Source organism: Kribbella sp. NPDC058245 (assembly GCF_042882005.1).
GTDB lineage: Bacteria > Actinomycetota > Actinomycetes > Propionibacteriales > Kribbellaceae > Kribbella.
Map to the genome: position 1 here is coordinate 21837 of NZ_JBHVWY010000029.1, position 16775 is coordinate 38611.

Below are 16775 nucleotides of genomic sequence, written 5' to 3' on the forward strand. Positions count from 1 at the left end.
GGATGGCGGCCAAACCCGAAGAATTGCTGGCCCTGGCTTTGTCACGTCCACACGACGCGATCGCGGCCGCGCAGTCGCTGCTGGCCGGCAAGCCGACCGCGGAGACCGCGTCGATCGCCCATCAGGCCAGCGGGATCGGGTTTCGCCAGCTGGGCGAGGTGGATACCGCGATCCGGGAGCTTCGGACCGCACTGCGGCTGGCCGAGAAATCGGGGCTGCCCGAGCGGGAGGCCGACGTACTGGCCACGCTCGGCGCGACGCTCGGGCGGGCCGGGCGCAGCAAGGAAGGGCTGGCGCGGCTGGATCGGGCCGTCGCATTAAGTCGGGGTGCGCTGGCCGGGCGCGTGCTGTTGCGGCGGGCCGACGTACTGCTCGTGCTTGGCAGGCACCGCGAGGCGCTGGACGATCTGCGGCAGGCGATCGCTCGGCTGCGGCGGTCCGGCGATCAGGTGTGGGAGGCGCGGACGCTGAACTATCGCGGCGTCATCCAGGGGAGGCTTGGCGAGACTCGGCAAGCGGATGAGGACTTCGATCGGGCCGGCCAGTTGTATGCGGCGGTTGGGCAGGAGTTCGAGTACGTCGAGACGCGGCACAACCGTGGTTGGATCGCGTTCCTACGGGGTGATCTGCCGACGGCGCTGCAGTTCCAGGAGGAGGCGGCGCAGGGGTACGACGAGGTCGACGTGGTGTCGCCGGACCTGTCAATCGACCGGTGTGCGGTGCTGATGGCTGCTGGGCTGACCGCCGAGGCGTTGACCGAGGCCGACGAGGGGCTCGTCCGGATGGAGACCGGTGGAGTGCCGGCGACCAAGCATGCCGAGGTGCTGTTCACCGCCGCGACGGCCGCATTGGCGGTGGGTGATCTGGCGACGGCCCAGGAGCGGGCTGAGCGGGCGCGCCGGTTGTTCTCGGCGCAACGGCGTTCGTTCTGGTCGGTGCGGGCGTCGATGCTGCACCTGGAGGCGCGGTACCGGTCGGGTGAGCGTGGACCCGGGCTGCTGCGGCAGGTGGTCCGGACCGCCGGTCGGCTGGACGAGCTCAGTACGGCGGAGGCATCCGCGGCGCATCTGTTGGCCGGTCGCCTGGCGTTGTCCGAGGGACGCCGGCAGACCGCGGATCACCAGCTTGAGTTGGCGGGGCGGTTGTCGAAGAACGTGCCGCCTCCGGTGCGCAGTGCTGCGTGGCTAGGTCGTGCGTTGCGCGCCGAGGCGCGAGGTGAGGTACGGCGGATGCTGACCGCCTGCGGGCGTGGTCTCGACGCACTGGACGAGTACCGGCTGATGATGGGCGCGACCGAGCTGCGTGCCCGCACCACCGGCTACGGCGCCGAGCTGGCCGAGCTGGCGCTCCGCGACGCTCTCCGCCGCAACGATTCCCAAGCCCTCCTTACCTGGGCCGAACGCTGGCGCGCCACCGCACTCACGGTGCCGCCGGTCCGCCCACCCGACGACGAACAACTGGTCACCGACCTCGCCCAGCTCCGCGACGTGGTCAGCCGCCTCGAGTCCACTCCCGAACCGATCCGGCCGCCCTCCCTGGAACGGGATCGCCGCAGACTGGAGACAGCAGTCCGCGACCGCGTCTTAAGGGCCCAAGGCAACGAATCACCCGACTCCGCCGTACCGGAGTCCTTCGACGTGGACGTGTTACACAAGGAGCTTGGTGGTACGGCGCTGGTCGAGTTGATCGATGTTGGTGGAGTGCTGCACGCCGTGGTTGCTGCTGATGGGGAGCTGACGCGGTACGAGGTGGGGCCGATGGCGACTGCTGCCGTGGAGGTTGAGCGGTCCCGGTTCCGGTTGCGGTGGTTGGCGCATGGGCGGTCGCGGACCGGGCCTTCGCTGGAGGTCCTGGGCGCCCGGTTGGAGAAGGCGATCCTGGGGCCTGTCCACGAGGTGCTCGGGGACCGGCCAGTGGTGATGGTGCCGCCGGCGAGCCTGCAGGCGGTGCCGTGGGCGATGGTGCCTGCACTCGCCGAGCGGCCGGTGAATGTCGTCCCGTCGGCGGCGATGTGGTTGCGGGCACGGCGGTTGCGGCCTCCGAGTGATCGCCGGGTCGTGCTGGTGCTCGGGCCGGGCCTGACCGCCGGGCGTGCGGAGATCGATCGGCTGACCGAGCAGTACCCGGATGCCGTCGTACTGCGGGATGGCACCGCGACCGCGGAGCGGGTGCTCAAGGAGCTCGACGGCGCGTGGATCGCGCACATCGCGGCGCATGGCACGTTCCGCGCCGACAGCCCGCTGTTCTCGTCACTGCGCCTCGACGACGGTCCGCTGACCGTGTACGACTTCGAGCGGCTGCGGCGAGCGCCGTACCGGCTGGTGTTGTCGAGCTGCGACTCGGGACTGGCCAAACCGGTCGGCGCCGACGAGCTGCTCGGGCTGAGCAGCAGTCTGGTTCCACTCGGCGCGGCGGGGATCCTGGCGAGCGTCGTACCGGTGAATGACCCCGCGACGGTTCCCTTGATGACCGCTGTGCACGATCATCTGCAGGCGGGCCGAACACTCGCAGAAGCGTTCATGCTGGCCCGGAGGGCGACAGCCACGGACCCGGTCGCCGATGCGGCCGGGCGGTCGTTCGTCGCGCTCGGAGGGTGAGCGGGTTGTATCAATCGGCGACCTCGGTCGCTCCGTAGAAGTATCGGGGGAAGGAGACAGGGCATGCGGGACGATCCGGTTGTCGTCGACCTGGTGGCGAGGGCGGTCGACGGGGACAAAGGCGCCTGGGACGAACTGGTCGAGAGGTATGCACCGTTGATCTGGGGAATCGGACGCCGGTACCGGCTGACGCCCGCGGATATCGACGATGTCGGCCAGGGCGTCTGGTTGCGTCTGATCGAGCACCTGCCGAGTCTCCGGGAGCCGGCGGCGCTTCCCGGCTGGATCGCGACCACCACACAGCGGGAGTGTTTCCGCCTGCTGCGAGCGGCCAGCCGGGTCGATCCGGTCGACCCGGCCGAACAGCGCGACGCGGTCGAGCCGGCGGTCGCCGAGGAAGAGGTGCTCCGGTTCGAGCGCTGCGCGATCGTCCGGACCGCGTTCGGGCAGTTGTCCCAGCGCTGTCAGTTGCTCTTGGCAATGATTACCAAGGACCCGCCGACGCCGTACGACGAGATCAGCCGGCAGCTGGCGATGCCGGTCGGAAGTATCGGGCCGAACCGCGCCCGGTGCCTGGAGCGGCTCCGCCGGACACCGGCGCTGGCCGGCCTGGCCGAGAACCGCTGAACGAGGAGGTGAGTAGGGTGACGGAGACCGACTGGAACGACGACGGCCAACTGCTCGAGGTGCTGCGCGACGCGCTGGCGACCGAGCGGGACGTGCCGCGTGCTTTTGTCGATGCCGGCAAGGCGGCCTTCGCCTGGCGGACCATCGACGCGGAACTGGCCGCACTCACCTACGACTCGGCCTGGGACACGGTGGACGCCGCGCCGGTCCGTTCGGCGGAGAGTGCGACGCTGCGGGCGCTGACGTTCGTCTCGGAGGGCTGGACGATCGAGCTCGAGCTCACCCCGGAGGGCCTGCTCGGCCAGCTCGATCCGCCCGCGGCCGGTGAGATCACGGCCCGGACCGACTCCGGCGTACTGGCCACGGCACGCATCGACGAGCTCGGCTTCTTCGTGCTCAAGCCGCTGCCGAAGGTGCCCTACCGCCTGGTCTGTATCCCGGACGACGGTCCGACGATCCTGACCGGCTGGGTTACGCCCTAAGACGCAACCCAGCCAGACGGTGTCAGACGGTTTGGCGCTATCTCAGCCCAGGTACTCGTGCCACGGGCCGGTGATGGCCAGCGTGATACCCGGGGTCTGGATGTTCACGAAGAGCACCTTGCCGTCGGCCGAGAAGGTCGGGCCGGTGAACTCGGAGTCGTTCAGCATGTTCCGGGCGATCGCGTAGGCCGGGCCGCCGGGGGTCGCGCTGAGGACGTGGCTGCTCGCGATCCCGTCCTCGGCGAGGACGAGCGATCCCCACGGGGTGACGGTGACGTTGTCCGGAGCGTCGAAGTTGAAGTCGTCGTACTTCGCGGCGGTACCCTTCGCGGCAGCGGGGTTCGCCGGGAAGTAGGTGACCAGCTGAATGGTCTGGGACCGGTAGTTGTAGAACCAGATCATGCCCTCGTGCGGGATGCCGTCGGCCGGGATGTCGGTCGTACCGATCTTGGCGAACGAGTTGACGACGTAGACGCCGTCCTTGGTGCCGTAGACACCCTCGAACTTCTTGCCGCGGGTGACCTGGCCGTCGGTGAACTGCTTGCGCACCGAGGTCGTGGTGGCGTCGCGGTCGGCGACCTTGACCCACGCGACCCGGAACGGGCGCAGCAGCTGGGCCGAGGTCAGGTAGGCGACATCCGGGATCGGCTTGCCGTCGTCACCGAGGATCGCCAGCGCCTCGAGGGTGCCGAAGTCCTTGTCCTGCAGGTCCTGCCAGCTGCGTGAGCTCAGCTTGTACCCGCGCGGCGCCGACCAGCGGTAGAACGACCCGTTCGGGCCGGAGGCGTCCTCGGACAGGTAGATGTGGGTGCGGTCCTCGTCGATCGCCAGCGCCTCGTGGGCGTAGCGGCCGAGGGCCTTCAGCGGCACCGGGTGCGCGGTCTCGCCGTCGCCCCAGACCTCGAACACGTACCCGTGGTCCTTCAGCCGGGTGGTGCCGTTGGCCTTGTTCTCGGTCTCCTCGCACGTCATCCAGGTGCCCCACGGCGTCGGGCCGCCGGCGCAGTTGGTGATGGTGCCGGAGATGCCGACCCACTCGCCGAGGTTCTTGCCGTTGCGGTCGACCGAGATGACCGTGCAGCCACCGGCCGCACCGACACCCGAGTCGTAGACCGTGCCCTCGATCTGCGGTACGCCGAGCGGGTCGGCCGCACCGATCTCGTGGTTCTGGATCAGCCGGTACGTGTCGTGACGACCGCCGGGGAAGACCGCCGTACCGTCATGCAGGGTCGGCGTCGGGTGACCGGACTTGAGCTTGGTCTCACCGGCCTTGGTGACGACCCGGTACTTGAAACCGGCCGGCAGCGCGAGCAGGCCGGCCGGGTCGTCCAGCAGCGGCGGGAACGGCTTGTGCTGCGGGAACGGCGACTGGTGGCCGTGCGAGGCCGGAGTGGCTTCGGCCAGGGTGGGCATGGAACCGACGGTGGCGAAGCCGACACCGGCGGCACCAGCCGCGGCGCCTCGCAGGACAGAACGACGATCGACAGACATGGAGCTCCTTGGACGCTGTAGGTGGAACGCCCTGATCCTCTCGTGACGAGCCCTGCCATTCGGCAAACAGAAGCTGAACAACGAGCATCCTGGTGATGGGTCAAGCAGTTGCTTGCGGCTGGTGTCGGCAGTGCGTGGTCGGCTCGTCGCGGCCTGCAAGGAAATTAGGGGAGCCTATACTCGCGAGCGTGCGCGACGAACGGATCGAAGCCTGGGCCCGAGCGCACGAACCGGCCGTCGTGATCGCCTACGAAGCCGCTCTCGTCCGCCCCGGCCACCCCCCGGCAACAGCGTGATCCGGTACGACGTTGAGCACGGCTCGGTCATTTCCCCGGCCCGAAAGTGGTTGGTGGGTGCTCAAGGTGGGCGGGCCGCTCGACCTTGAGCACCGTTCAACCGTTTCCGCGGGCGCCGCGTGGATGCTCAAGGTGCCAGGTCAATTTGTTGCTATTGGCAACCGCTGGGGAAGAGCCAAAGAGACATAGCGTCAACGCTGTGGCCAGGATGATTGTCCGTCGCACGGCAGAGAAGCATCACCTCGAGACGGTCACGTCCTGACCGAGGTCGTTGTAGCCGGTCGTCGCCTGCCAGGTACCAGCGTTGGCCAGCTGTACGGCGTAGATCGGGTTGGTGGTGGACGACTGGAGTCGCGGCGACGGGTCGGCGAGGTTGAGCAGCAGGCGATAGCGGCCGGGCGCGATCGGCGCCCGAACAGTTGCCTTGAGAGTGCTCGTCGTGCCGGCGGCCCAGAGTCGCGGATCGGCGGGCAGGTTCACCCGGTAGCTGTGCTTGTCACCCTGGAAGATCAGCTGCACCTGACGACGATGGTACGGCGCTGCCCAACCGTCGTTGCGGATGTCCAGACTGACCTGTACTGCTCCGCCCGGTCGGGTCTTCGAGGTGAACGTGCCGCGAACCAGCGCCAACCGGTAGCCGAGCTTCTGCTTGGCCACCGTGATGTTCGTGCCCCAGCTTCCGAGCACATCCGGGTGGTAGTCCGTGTTGAGGAACGAGAAGTGCAGCCGCGCCATCTCGGCCGACGCCGAGTCCCAGTCGGAGCGCGGTGAGTTCACACCGCAGGTCTCGCCACCCTCCGGCACGTAATTGGTGTCCTGGGCAACGAAGTCCTTGTCGAGCTCGATCGGGTCGCTGAGGTAGGTCCCGAAGTCGTCCGGGCTCGCCAGGAAACAGTCGTTGTGATGCCCGATCCGGGCCGCCGGTGAACCGTCGTACGCGTGATCCGCAGAGAGCGCTCCCTCCGTTCCCGTGATGAGTCCCAGCATGCGCTGCTTCATGTACGGCGTCCTGACCTGCACCATGAGATCGCGGGGGAGCGCTCTCAGCAACGCCATCACCACCGCGCGGCGGTCGGCCCAGTTCTGGTCCGAGACCTGGCTCGGGTCGGCCGGGTTCGCGAAGTAGTCGGTGTAGTAGCCCTCACCCCAGAGGCCGACGAACCCGGACTGCACCAGCGCGATCACGTCGGCGTTCTCCCGCAGGATCGGGCTCAGCTGGTTGATGTGTTTCAGAACGCGCTGCACCGGCGCATCGCCGTACGGGATGGTGGGCGGCCAGCCGGCCGGTTGCGCGTACGCGAACCGGACGATCACCTTGACGCCGGCCGCGCGGGCGGTACGGAAGTCCGCGCGGACGAGGTTGAGGTACGCCGGGTCGAGCTTGTCGCTGCCGGCGAACTTCTCCAGGTAGAAGACCCGGAGAATCTGGGTAACGCTCTCTTGCGTTCTGAAGTTGCGCAGGGTGGTGAGGTCGAGCGGTTCGTAGCCCGAGCCGTCGGCCCGGTAGTGGGTCTCGGTGTGGTGGTAGAAGCCACGCTCCTGGTTGGCGATCACGGCATCGGTCGCCGCGTAGACGCGAGTAACGGTCGGTCCGTCGCGATGGGCGTCGGCAAGTTGCGCCGGGCCTGACAATCCGAGGATCAGGGTTGCGCCGACCAGGCGCGCTAACCCCGCGCGAAGCGCGAAAGACGACAACTTCATCAGGGGAATCTCCTAGCTGATCGTGATGGTGTGCAGGAGCGAGTTCATCCCGGTCGACGACTCCCAGGTGTTCTGGTTCGCCAGCCGGATCGAGTACTCCGGCCGCGTGGAGAGCAGTGGATCGGGCAGGTTGAGCAAGAGCTGGTACGAGCCGGTCGGCAGACTCGAGGGCACGGTGAGCGTCTGCGAGACCGTGGTCGCAGCACCGGCCGTCCAGCGCCGCGGGTCCGAGCTCATCGCCAGCTTGTAGTTGGTACCGGTCGACGTGTTCCGCAGTACCAGTTCAAGACCACGCGAGTTGTACGGCGTCGCGTAGCCGTCGTTGCGCACCGACAGTGAGATCGGCAGGCTCCCGCCCCGCACCGCCGAGGTCGGGAACGTCCCGGTCTCCAGGCGGAAGCGGTATCCGAGTTTCTTGGTCACGTCGGCCAGGCAGCCGCCGGTGTTCCAGGAGCTCAGCACGTTCGGCTCGTAGTCGGTGTTCAGGAACGACCAGTGGAACTGCGCGAGCTCGGACGTCGCCGTCGGGCAGGTCGACCGCGGTGCGTTGACCCCACAGGTCTCGCCACCCATCGCGACGTACTTGGTCTCGTCCTGCAGGTACGGGTACTCGACCGAGGTGTTCTCGTAGGTGCCGTAGTCGTCCGGACTCGCCAGGAAGCAGTCGTTGTGGTGCCCGGTCCGGGAGGTGGCGGATCCGTTGTAGGCATCGGCCGACTGCACCGGAGTCGTGGTGTACATGGTCCGCTTGAACTTCGGCGTCCGCAGTTGCACCATCCGGCTCGCCGGTACGACGCTCAGCAGCTTGTCGACGACCGCCTTCCGGTTCGCCCAGTCCGTCGTACCGACGACGCCGGCGTTCCCGAAGTTCTGCGTGTAGTACCACTCACCCCACGCTCCGATCAGTCCGGACTGGACGACGGCGATGACGTCCTTCCCCGAGTTCAGGTACGGCGCGAGCTGGTCGAGGTGGGCGAGAACCTGCGCCTTGGGCGCGTCGTCACCGGTCGTCGAGGTCGTGTAGGCGAAGCGCAGCACCATCTTCAACCCGGCGGCGCGGACGGTGTCGATCTGCTGCTGTAGCTGGTCGAGGGCGGCCTGCGCGATCGGACCGTTCTTGTACTCGGCCAGATAGAAGACGCACATCACCAGCGAGATGCCCTGGCTGGTGCGGTAGCTCTGCAAGGTGCTGAGCGAGAAGTCGGTCTTGTCGCAGTCTCCGGTGTGGTGGTAGAAACCGCGCTCCGGGTTGGCGAAGTTCTCGGTGCTCGCGGTGTAGGTGACGTTTCCACCGGAGCCGCCGCCGCTGTAGACGTGGGTGTACTTGCTGGAGGTCTCCATCGGGGCCTCGACCTGGAAGATCAGGTCAGCGTCGTTTGGATTTGGGCTCTCTCCAAGATCTATACGGTCCACGGTCCAGCGCGCGACGCCCCCGGTCGAGGAGAAGGTGACGGCCTTGACCAGCGCCCAGCTCCAGCCGCTCCCGGTGCTCCGGTAGAGGTTGCCGTTCTCCAGCAGGTAGTCCGCGCCCACCGTGCCTTGGGCGTAGCCGGTGCCGGTGTTCCGGTCGGTGTCGACATACACACGCTGGTACGTCGGCGCGCCGGTGAACGTGTATTGGTACGTGACGGTGGTCGCGGTGTTGCTCGCGGAACCACCGCTGATCGTCGCGCCGGCGGGGGAGACCACCGCGAAGGCGGTCAGCAGTCCGCCGAGGGTGATGCCGGTCAACAGCCGCAGAGCCTGCCGGAGTCGGATGCCTCGTTTGTTCATGGGCCGGATTTCCTCTCGCTGGGCGGGGCGATGGAATAATCATGGACTCCACGGAAACTGTGTCAAGAGTTCACAACGAGGTAGTTTCGAGCACCTTTGCTCAAAACCTGCGCTCTAGAACATCAGCACGGCGGCGGTCGCGGGAGCGTCGCCGTACAGGGTGGACTCGACCTGCTCGACGGCGAGCCGGACGGCGCCGAGGGCAACCCCTTCGTCCCCGAACGCCGAGACGCGGATCTCCGGGGTGCGCAGGCACCAGCGGTCGAGTTCGCGACGGAGCGGTTCGACCAGCACGTCGGCGGAGCGGGAGAAGCCGCCGCCGATCACGACGAGTTCTGGGTCCAGGGTCAGCACCAGCGCCGACGTACCGATGGCGATGTCACGCACATAACCGCGGACGGCTCGCAGGGCGGCGCGGTCGCCGTCGCGGGCGGCGAGGAAGACGCGCTCGACCGGTTCGCCGGGGCTGAGCCAGGCGTGGAGATGCTCCGGTGCGCGCTCCCAGCCGACCGCGGGCAGCGCGCCGATCTCGCCGGCCGAGTTGGCGAACCCGCGATGCAGCTTGCCGTCGATGATCAGCCCGGCGCCGGTACGCAGTCCGGCCAGCAGGAACACCACGTCCTTGGCGTAGCGAGCGACACCGCGCCAATTCTCAGCCAGGGCAGCGAGTTTGCAGTCGTTCTCGACCCGAATCGGGCCGGGGACGATTCGCCGCAAGTGAGCCGTCAGGTCGACGCCGGTCCACTCGGGCAGTGAGTCCGAGAGCATCACCTTGCCCGTGCCGTCGACGAGCCCGGTCGTCGCCACGCCGGTCGCCCAGATCTGCCCGGCCGCCACGTCCGCACCAGCCAGGACCGCAGCGATGCAGTCGTCGACCGCCTGCAAGCGCTCCCGCCGTCCGGCGTCCGGCGCGACGGGGATCCGGGATTGGTGCAGTACGTCGCCCTCGAGATCCGTGACGACCGCCAGCACCTTGTGGCCGCCGATGTCGACGCCGAGCAGTCGCCCGGCGTCGGCGCGAAACCGGTAGCGGCGGGCCGGGCGGCCGACGGTGCCGGCGGTCGGCTCGACCTCGCTGATCCAGCCGCGGCCGAGAAGATCCCGTACGACGTCCTCGGTGGAGGCGCGGGACAGGCCGGTCCGCTTGGCCAGTTCGGTGACGGTCAGTGGCGCCGCAGCCCGCAGTACCCGCAGGGCGGCCACGACGTTGAGTTGCCGCAACCTTTGCAGATCCCCGCCGGATAGTGCCTCACTCATCGCGCGCCCTCAATTAGCTAGGAGTCCTGGATAACTATAGGCCCCGAGTCATCTGTTCCACTGCGTGAAAAAGCTGGCCGCAGCCCTTCCCAAGACCCCATGACAACGTTGTACGTTGGTGCGCGGCCGGTGCTGGTGAGCCGGGACGACCTCGGGCAGGAGGAAGCAGATGCCGAACCCCCTCAAGATCGCGACCCTGGGCTTCTGGCACGTCCATGCGGGCGACTATTCGCGACAGGCGCAGGAGCATCCAGGTACCGAACTGGTGGCGGTCTGGGATACCGACGAAGAGCGCGGCAAGACGGGCGCCGAAGCCTTCGGAGCCGCCTACACAAGCGATCTGGACGCGTTGCTGGCCAGCGACATCGACGGCGTCGTGATCACCACGGCCACCGACGAGCACCGGGACCTGATGATCAAGGTCGCCCAGGCCGGCAAGCACATCTTCACCGAGAAGGTGCTCGCGCCGACCGTCGCGGAGGCCGAGGAGATCATCGCCGCGGCCGACGACAACGGTGTCAAGCTCACCGTCTCGCTGCCGCGCCTGGCGCACGGGTACACGAACGCGATCCGCGAGGTGCTCGACAGCGGGCGGCTCGGTCAGGTGACCTATGCCCGGGTCCGGCTCTCACACGACGGCGCGATTCCGCGCGACGGCAAGTCGGAGGGCTGGCTGCCGCTGCGGTTCTTCGAGCCCAAGGCCGCGATCGGGGGAGCGCTCACCGACCTCGGATGCCACCCGGTCTACCTGACCCAGCTCTTCCTGGGCAGCGACGCCGAGACGGTCAGCGCGACGTACCGGTCGATCGCGGGCCTCGGCCTAGAGGACAACGCGGTCGTGGTGGTCGGCTACCCGAACCAGACGATCGGCGTGATCGAGGCCGGTTTCGCCAGCCCGAACCCGTTCACGATCGAGATCTTCGGCACCGAGAACACGCTCACCTACACCGACGCGGGCAACGTGCTCAAGGTCGGCGACGAGCAACTCCCGGTGCCCGAGGACAGCCTGGACCCGTTCGGTCAATGGGTCGATCACATCACCAACGGCACTCGTGCGGACGACAACATCGCCCGCGCGCTGGAGCTCACCCGCCTGGTGGTCGCCGCGAACGAAGCTGCCACCACCAACACTGTCGTCGCCTACTCCTGAGGAGATCACCATGCCCCAGATCAAGGTCGGCCTGATCGGCGCCGGCGGCATCGCCTCGGCCCACATCAAGGGCTACGCGGAGCACGCGGACAAGATCGGCATCACCGCGATCGCCGACGCGGTCGAAGAGACCGCCAAGGCGCGTGCGGCGGAGCTCGGCGCAACGGCGTACACGGACTATCGCGAGATGCTCGCCAATGAAGAGGTGGACGCGGTCGACATCTGCCTGCCGCACCACCTGCACCGGGACGCGATCGTCGCGGCAGCCGAAGCAGGCAAGCACATTCTGTGCGAGAAGCCGCTGTGCCTGAGTGCCGAGGAGGCAGCCGACGTACGGCGTGCTGTCGAGGCAGGAGGGGTGACACTGATGTCGGCGCACAACCAGCTGTTCATGCCCGCGGTCGCCAAGGCGAAGGAACTCCTCGAGGCCGGCACGATCGGCACGGTTTACGAGGTGCGGACCACTGACAGCTTCTACAACGACTTCGACCCGAGCTCGATGGGCTGGCGTGCCAGCAGCAAGACGAGCGGTGGCGGTGAACTCATCGACACCGGCTACCACCCGACGTACCTGATGCTGCACCTCGCCGGCGGAATGCCGGTCGAGGCGACCGCGATGCTGTCGACACACCGCCTGAAGTTCATGGAGGGCGAGGATTCCGCCCAGGTACTGATCCGCTTCGACAACGGCGTCGTCGGCCAGCTCGTGACCAGCTGGGCCTACGAGCCGGCCGGATCCACCGAACGCTTCTCGGCCGTCGGCGAGCTGGGCTCACTGCACAGCGACGGTACGGCGCTCACCTACAACCTCCGCTCTGGTGAATCGGAGACCTTCGACCTCGAACCCGTCGACACCTTCGCCGCCGAGATCGGTCACTTCGCCGACTCCCTCATCGGCAAGACCCGCCCCATCCACACCGAGGTCGAAGGCATCGCCGTACTGGGCATCCTCCTCGCCGCCTACGAAGGCGCCCGCACCAACACGATTGCCACTGTCATCAACTGAGTGTGTCGCGGATAGCTGCCGCGCAGCCCTGCGTGATCTCCGTGATCTGCGCAGGGCTGATCACTAGCGGGGGGCCGAGGACGAGGAGGTCGCCTTCGGTTCCGTTCGCACAGCCGGTGGAGTGGTACAGGAGCACGCCGCGCTCTTTGGCTGCTGTGACGATTCGCTCGGCGACACGGTCGCCGCGCGCGAACGGGGCCTTGGTCTCGCGGTCGGCGACCAACTCGATCGCCCATAGCAATCCACGTCCACGGATGTCGCCTACGTGCGGGTGGTCGGCAAGCTTGGTGTGCAGCTCAGCTCCGAGTTGGTCTCCGCGCGTGGTGGCGGCCTCTACTAGTCCGTCACACTTTAGGACCTTCAGTACGGCGAGGCCGGCCGCGGCTCCGACCGCGTGGTGCGAGTAGGTGAAGCCGTGCACGAAGCCGGCCTTCTGCACCGTGTCGTGCACCTCGCCGCTGCACACCGTCAGTCCCAACGGCCAGTAGCCGGAAGCAGCTCCCTTGGCTGCGACGAGCAGGTCCGGTCGGACGTCCCAGTGGTCAGAGCCGAACCAGCGACCTGTTCGCCCGAACCCGGTCATCACCTCGTCGGCGATCACCAGTACGCCGTACTGTCGGCAGACTGCGGTGATGGCCGGCCAGTAGTCGTCGGGTGGGACGCAGGCCCCGAGGGCTGCTCCGGCGATCGGTTCCGCGATGAACGCGGCCACGTTTTGTGGGCCCTGGGCAACGATCAGCTGCTCCAGTGCTTCGGCGTGCTTCGCTCCGCAACCGTTCGGGTGGGTGTCCGGGAACGGGCAGCGATACTCGTACGGCGAGGTCGTGTGTGCCGCCGATCCCAGCCACGGCAGGTACGGCGCGCGCAGCCCGTCGCGGCCGGAGACGGAGAGCGCTCCCCGGGTGTTCCCGTGGTAGGCGCCGGTCCGGCCGATCACGACCGACCGATCCTCGCCACGGGCCAGGTGATAGGCCCGCGCGACCTTCAGCGCCGTCTCGACGGCCTCGCTCCCACCAGACACCGGGTAGATGTAGGGGTCCTCGACAGGCAGCAACGGTCCGAGCGTTTCGGCGTACTCGAGCAATGACGCTGAGGCGAACGCGGAGCCGTGAACGTACGCGACCTCGCGGGCCTGGGCCGCGATCGCGTCGGCGACCTCGGCTGAACCATGTCCGATACCGACCACGATCGCCCCACCGGCGGCGTCCAGGTAGCGCCGGCCGGTGGTGTCGAACAGTTCAGCGCCCTGGCCGCCGGCCACGACCGGGAGGTCGCGACCGGCGGCGCGGGAGAAGATGGAGCCGGTCATGTCACCCGGCGACCGCGTCGGCGACCGCGTCGGCCACCGCGTCGGCAAACAGAGAGAGCGCGATCTCGGCTTCTCCGGCCGTGACCACCAGCGGGGGAGAAAGCCGGATAGCGCTCTCTCCACACTCCAGTACCAGCAGCCCACGCTCGAACGCCCGCTGTTGCACCGCGGCCGCGTCGTCCGCGGTCGCGAACTCAACGCCGATCATCAGCCCGACGCCGCGGACGTCCACGATCAGGTCCGGGTGCTGAGCCTGGATCTTGGTCAGCCCCTCGAGCAGGAGTTGCCCGATCTCGGTCGCGTTCTCCATCAGACCCTCGGACTTGATGACCTCGAGCGTCGCGAGTCCGGCCGCACACGCGACCGGAGAACCGCCGTACGTCGAACCGTGCGCACCCGCCGGCCAGCTCTCCATCAGCTCGGCCCGGGCCATGAACGCGCCCAGCGGGAGCCCGGAGGCGAGGCCCTTGGCCGTGATCAGGATGTCAGGCTGCACTCCGGTGTGCTCGATCGCCCACATCTTGCCGGTCCGCCCGGCACCGGACTGGACCTCGTCGGCGATCAGCAGGATGCCGTGCTTGTCGCACAGCTCTCGCAGCCGCGCCATCCAGCCCGCCGGCGGAACCAGGTAACCACCCTCGCCCTGGATCGGCTCGACGAAGATCGCCGCGACCTCGTCGGGAGCAACCTCGTACCGGAAGAGCGTGTTCTCAAGGTGCTCGAAGGTGCTGTCATCGCCGTACGGGGCGTGCAGTACGCCGGGCAGCAGCGGCCCGAATCCCTTGTGGTACTTGGATTTCGAGGCAGTCAGCGTGACCGCGCCCATCGTCCGGCCGTGGAAGGCGCCGTAGAAGCTGATCACGTACGGGCGCTTGGTCGCGTAGCGGGCGAGCTTCAGCGCACCCTCGACGGCCTCGGCGCCGGAGTTCGACAGGAACACCCGGACCGGTCCATCCATCGGCGCGGTCGCGGCGAGCGCGTCGCACATCTCGCTGTAGATCGGCAGGAAGAAGTCGCTCGCCGAGTAGTGCAGGAGGTCGCCGGCCTGCTCCTGGACGGCAGCCACGACGCGCGGGTGGCAGTGTCCGGTCGAGTTGACCGCGATGCCGGCGTTGAAGTCGAGGAAGAGGTTGCCGTCGACATCCTCGATGACGCTGCCGTGCCCGCGGCGCGGAGCCAGCGGGTAGGCGCGGGGGAGTGAGCGGCTGGTGACCGCGAGATCGCGCTCTACGACGGCGCTCGACAGTGGTCCCGGGATCGCGGTCTTGAGGTCCGGTACCGGCCGGCCTTCGGGCAACCACTCAGGTCGGCCAGTGCCGGGCTTGGCGTGAGTTGGGGTCTGGGTCATCGGGCTACCACCGTTCGGGACTGCTCGCGAAGGAACTGCTGGACGTAGTACAGGCCGCCACCGGCCTTGCCGGAGCTGCCGGATCCCTTCCAGCCGCCGAACGGCTGGACGCCCGGCCATGCACCGGTGGTCGCGCCGGCGGCGCGGTTGACGTAGACGACGCCGGCCTCGATGCGGTCGAGGAAGTCGTCGACCTCGGCGTCGTCGGCCGAGAAGAAGCCCGCGGTGAGACCGAGTTCGGTCGCGTTCGCGAGCTGGATCGCCTCGTCGAGCGAGTCAACCGGCTGAACGGCGACGAACGGTACGAACAGTTCGTCGGTCAGCAACCGGTCTCCCGCGGGGAGATCGGCGACCACGGTCGGCTGCACGTAGCGGCCCTCGATCACCTCACCACCCGCGACGACGCGGCCCACGCTCGCGGCGTGCGCGACGGAGTCCTTGAACCGGGCGACCGACTCGTCGTTCACGACCGGGCCGACGAAGACATCGCGCTCGGTCGCGTCACCGACCTTCAGCTCACCGGCCCGGACAGCCAGTCCGGCGACGAACTCGTCGTACACGGAGCGTTCGACGTACACGCGCGAACAGGCCGAGCACTTCTGCCCCGAGAAACCGAAGGCAGAACGCGCGATCCCGGCGATCGCCGTCGGCAGATCGGCCTTCGCCGAGACGATGGCCGGGTTCTTGCCGCCCATCTCGCAGACGACCGGCTTCGGGTACGGCGTCGGGAAGCTGCGGTAGATCTCCATGCCGGCCTGGAACGAGCCGGTGAAGGTCAGTCCGTTCACTCCCGGATGCGCGACCAGCAAGCGGCCGACCTCGTCACCACCGGGGATCAGTTGCAGGACCTCGCCCGGCAGACCCGCGTCCTGCAGGCATTCATAGAGCTTGACCGCGGTGAACGTTCCCTGCGGGCTCGGCTTCAGTACGACGGTGTTGCCCGCGACGAGCGCGCCACCGGCCGGCCCGGCCGCGAGCGCCATCGGGAAGTTGAACGGGCTGATCACGCCCCAAACGCCGTACGGGCGCAGGACGCTCGTCGTCCGTTCGGCGTCGGACAGCTGGTCCATCGGCCGAACGAAGCCGTCGTTGTCGCTGTACTGCTTGCAGTAGTAGCGAATCAGGTCCGCCGACTCCTCGACATCGCCGAGAGCCTCGAGGCGGTTCTTGCCGACCTCCATGGACATCAGCGCGGCGAGTTCGTTGGAGCGCTCACTGATCAGATCCGCGGCGCGCAGAAGGATGTCGACCCGCTCCTGCCAGGGCCGGCCGGACCAGGCCTGTACGGCGTCGGCCGCGACGCTGACCGCGGAGTCGACCTCGGCCGAGGTCGCGCTGTGCACGGTGCACAAGGTGAGCGCGGCATCGCCGGGGCTGGTGATCGTGAACGTTTCCTGGCCAGAGAGCGGTTTCCCGCCCACGAAGCCGGTCAGGTCGGCGCCGAGCCAGTCCTTCGCGGTTGCGAGGCCTTGCTCGTACGCGGTGTGCAGATCCTCGTTGTCCGCACTGAGGGTTGCGTAGGTGACGCGAAACTTCGTCATAGATGTCCTCCACGACACACAGAGATGGGTTGTGGCAGAAAGAGGGCAGAGCGGCAGAACGCGCGCATGCCAAAGGCCACCAGGTGTTAGCTGGTGGCGTGGGAGCGAGTGCTACCCGGGGGGAAGAATCGTGAGCGGCTTGAGGGAGCCCGGAGGACGCATTGGCCTCGCTCCCTTCGCTCACGGTGATCTGCGGC

The 16775-nt window shown here is 68.0% G+C and carries 12 protein-coding genes; 5 read left to right on the plus strand and 7 right to left on the minus strand.

Going from position 1 to position 16775, the window contains the following annotated elements; all coding sequences use genetic code 11:
* Nucleotides 1-2: 2 nt before the first annotated feature.
* The 3 genes from ACFVWG_RS40385 to ACFVWG_RS40395 all read left to right on the plus strand — a co-directional run bounded on the left by ACFVWG_RS40385 (nucleotide 3) and on the right by ACFVWG_RS40395 (nucleotide 3706).
* A complete protein-coding gene (locus ACFVWG_RS40385) occupies nucleotides 3-2597 on the plus strand; it encodes a CHAT domain-containing protein (RefSeq protein ID WP_391548824.1) in 2595 nt (864 codons plus the stop codon).
* Nucleotides 2598-2660: 63 nt separating this feature from the next.
* Complete coding sequence (locus tag ACFVWG_RS40390) at nucleotides 2661-3224, plus strand: RNA polymerase sigma factor (protein ID WP_391548825.1); 564 nt, start codon at nucleotides 2661-2663, stop codon at nucleotides 3222-3224.
* A gap of 17 nt (nucleotides 3225-3241) precedes the next feature.
* The gene (locus ACFVWG_RS40395) at nucleotides 3242-3706 is read left to right on the plus strand and encodes a hypothetical protein (RefSeq protein ID WP_391548826.1); all 465 of its coding nucleotides are present in this window, start codon (nucleotides 3242-3244) and stop codon (nucleotides 3704-3706) included.
* Nucleotides 3707-3748: 42 nt separating this feature from the next.
* On the opposite strand, the gene ACFVWG_RS40400 is transcribed toward ACFVWG_RS40395, so the two are convergent.
* The 4 genes from ACFVWG_RS40400 to ACFVWG_RS40415 all read right to left on the minus strand — a co-directional run bounded on the left by ACFVWG_RS40400 (nucleotide 3749) and on the right by ACFVWG_RS40415 (nucleotide 10224).
* Nucleotides 3749-5197, minus strand: a complete 1449-nt coding sequence (locus tag ACFVWG_RS40400; protein WP_391548827.1) for an alkaline phosphatase PhoX — start codon at nucleotides 5195-5197, stop codon at nucleotides 3749-3751.
* A gap of 533 nt (nucleotides 5198-5730) precedes the next feature.
* The gene (locus ACFVWG_RS40405) at nucleotides 5731-7194 is read right to left on the minus strand and encodes a DUF4832 domain-containing protein (protein ID WP_391548828.1); all 1464 of its coding nucleotides are present in this window, start codon (nucleotides 7192-7194) and stop codon (nucleotides 5731-5733) included.
* A 12-nt stretch (nucleotides 7195-7206) separates the two neighbouring features.
* Complete coding sequence (locus ACFVWG_RS40410) at nucleotides 7207-8967, minus strand: DUF4832 domain-containing protein (RefSeq protein ID WP_391548829.1); 1761 nt, start codon at nucleotides 8965-8967, stop codon at nucleotides 7207-7209.
* 114 nt (nucleotides 8968-9081) lie between these two features.
* Nucleotides 9082-10224 carry an ROK family protein gene (locus tag ACFVWG_RS40415; protein WP_391548830.1) on the minus strand — a complete coding sequence of 381 codons (1143 nt, stop codon included), beginning with the start codon at nucleotides 10222-10224 and terminating at the stop codon, nucleotides 9082-9084.
* A 169-nt stretch (nucleotides 10225-10393) separates the two neighbouring features.
* On the opposite strand from ACFVWG_RS40415, the gene ACFVWG_RS40420 reads away from it, so the two are divergent.
* Together ACFVWG_RS40420 and ACFVWG_RS40425 are read left to right on the plus strand one after the other, a co-directional pair.
* Nucleotides 10394-11374 (plus strand): Gfo/Idh/MocA family protein, encoded by a 981-nt coding sequence (locus ACFVWG_RS40420; RefSeq protein WP_391548831.1) that lies wholly within the window; start codon nucleotides 10394-10396, stop codon nucleotides 11372-11374.
* Between the two features lie 10 nt (nucleotides 11375-11384).
* Nucleotides 11385-12380, plus strand: coding sequence for a Gfo/Idh/MocA family protein (locus ACFVWG_RS40425; protein WP_391548832.1), 996 nt, complete (start codon nucleotides 11385-11387; stop codon nucleotides 12378-12380).
* Here ACFVWG_RS40425 and ACFVWG_RS40430 read toward each other — a convergent pair.
* Genes ACFVWG_RS40430 through ACFVWG_RS40440 form a run of 3 tightly spaced genes read right to left on the minus strand, consistent with a single transcriptional unit; the run spans nucleotide 12373 to nucleotide 16578 of the window.
* On the minus strand, nucleotides 12373-13689 hold the full coding sequence (locus ACFVWG_RS40430; protein WP_391548833.1) for an aspartate aminotransferase family protein: 1317 nt from the start codon (nucleotides 13687-13689) through the stop codon (nucleotides 12373-12375). The genes ACFVWG_RS40425 and ACFVWG_RS40430 overlap by 8 nt on opposite strands.
* A gap of 1 nt (nucleotide 13690) precedes the next feature.
* A complete protein-coding gene (locus ACFVWG_RS40435; protein WP_391548834.1) occupies nucleotides 13691-15037 on the minus strand; it encodes an aminotransferase class III-fold pyridoxal phosphate-dependent enzyme in 1347 nt (448 codons plus the stop codon).
* Nucleotides 15034-16578, minus strand: a complete 1545-nt coding sequence (locus ACFVWG_RS40440) for an aldehyde dehydrogenase family protein (protein ID WP_391548835.1) — start codon at nucleotides 16576-16578, stop codon at nucleotides 15034-15036. Before ACFVWG_RS40440 ends, ACFVWG_RS40435 begins: the two co-directional genes overlap by 4 nt.
* Between the last annotated feature and the right edge of the window lie 197 nt (nucleotides 16579-16775).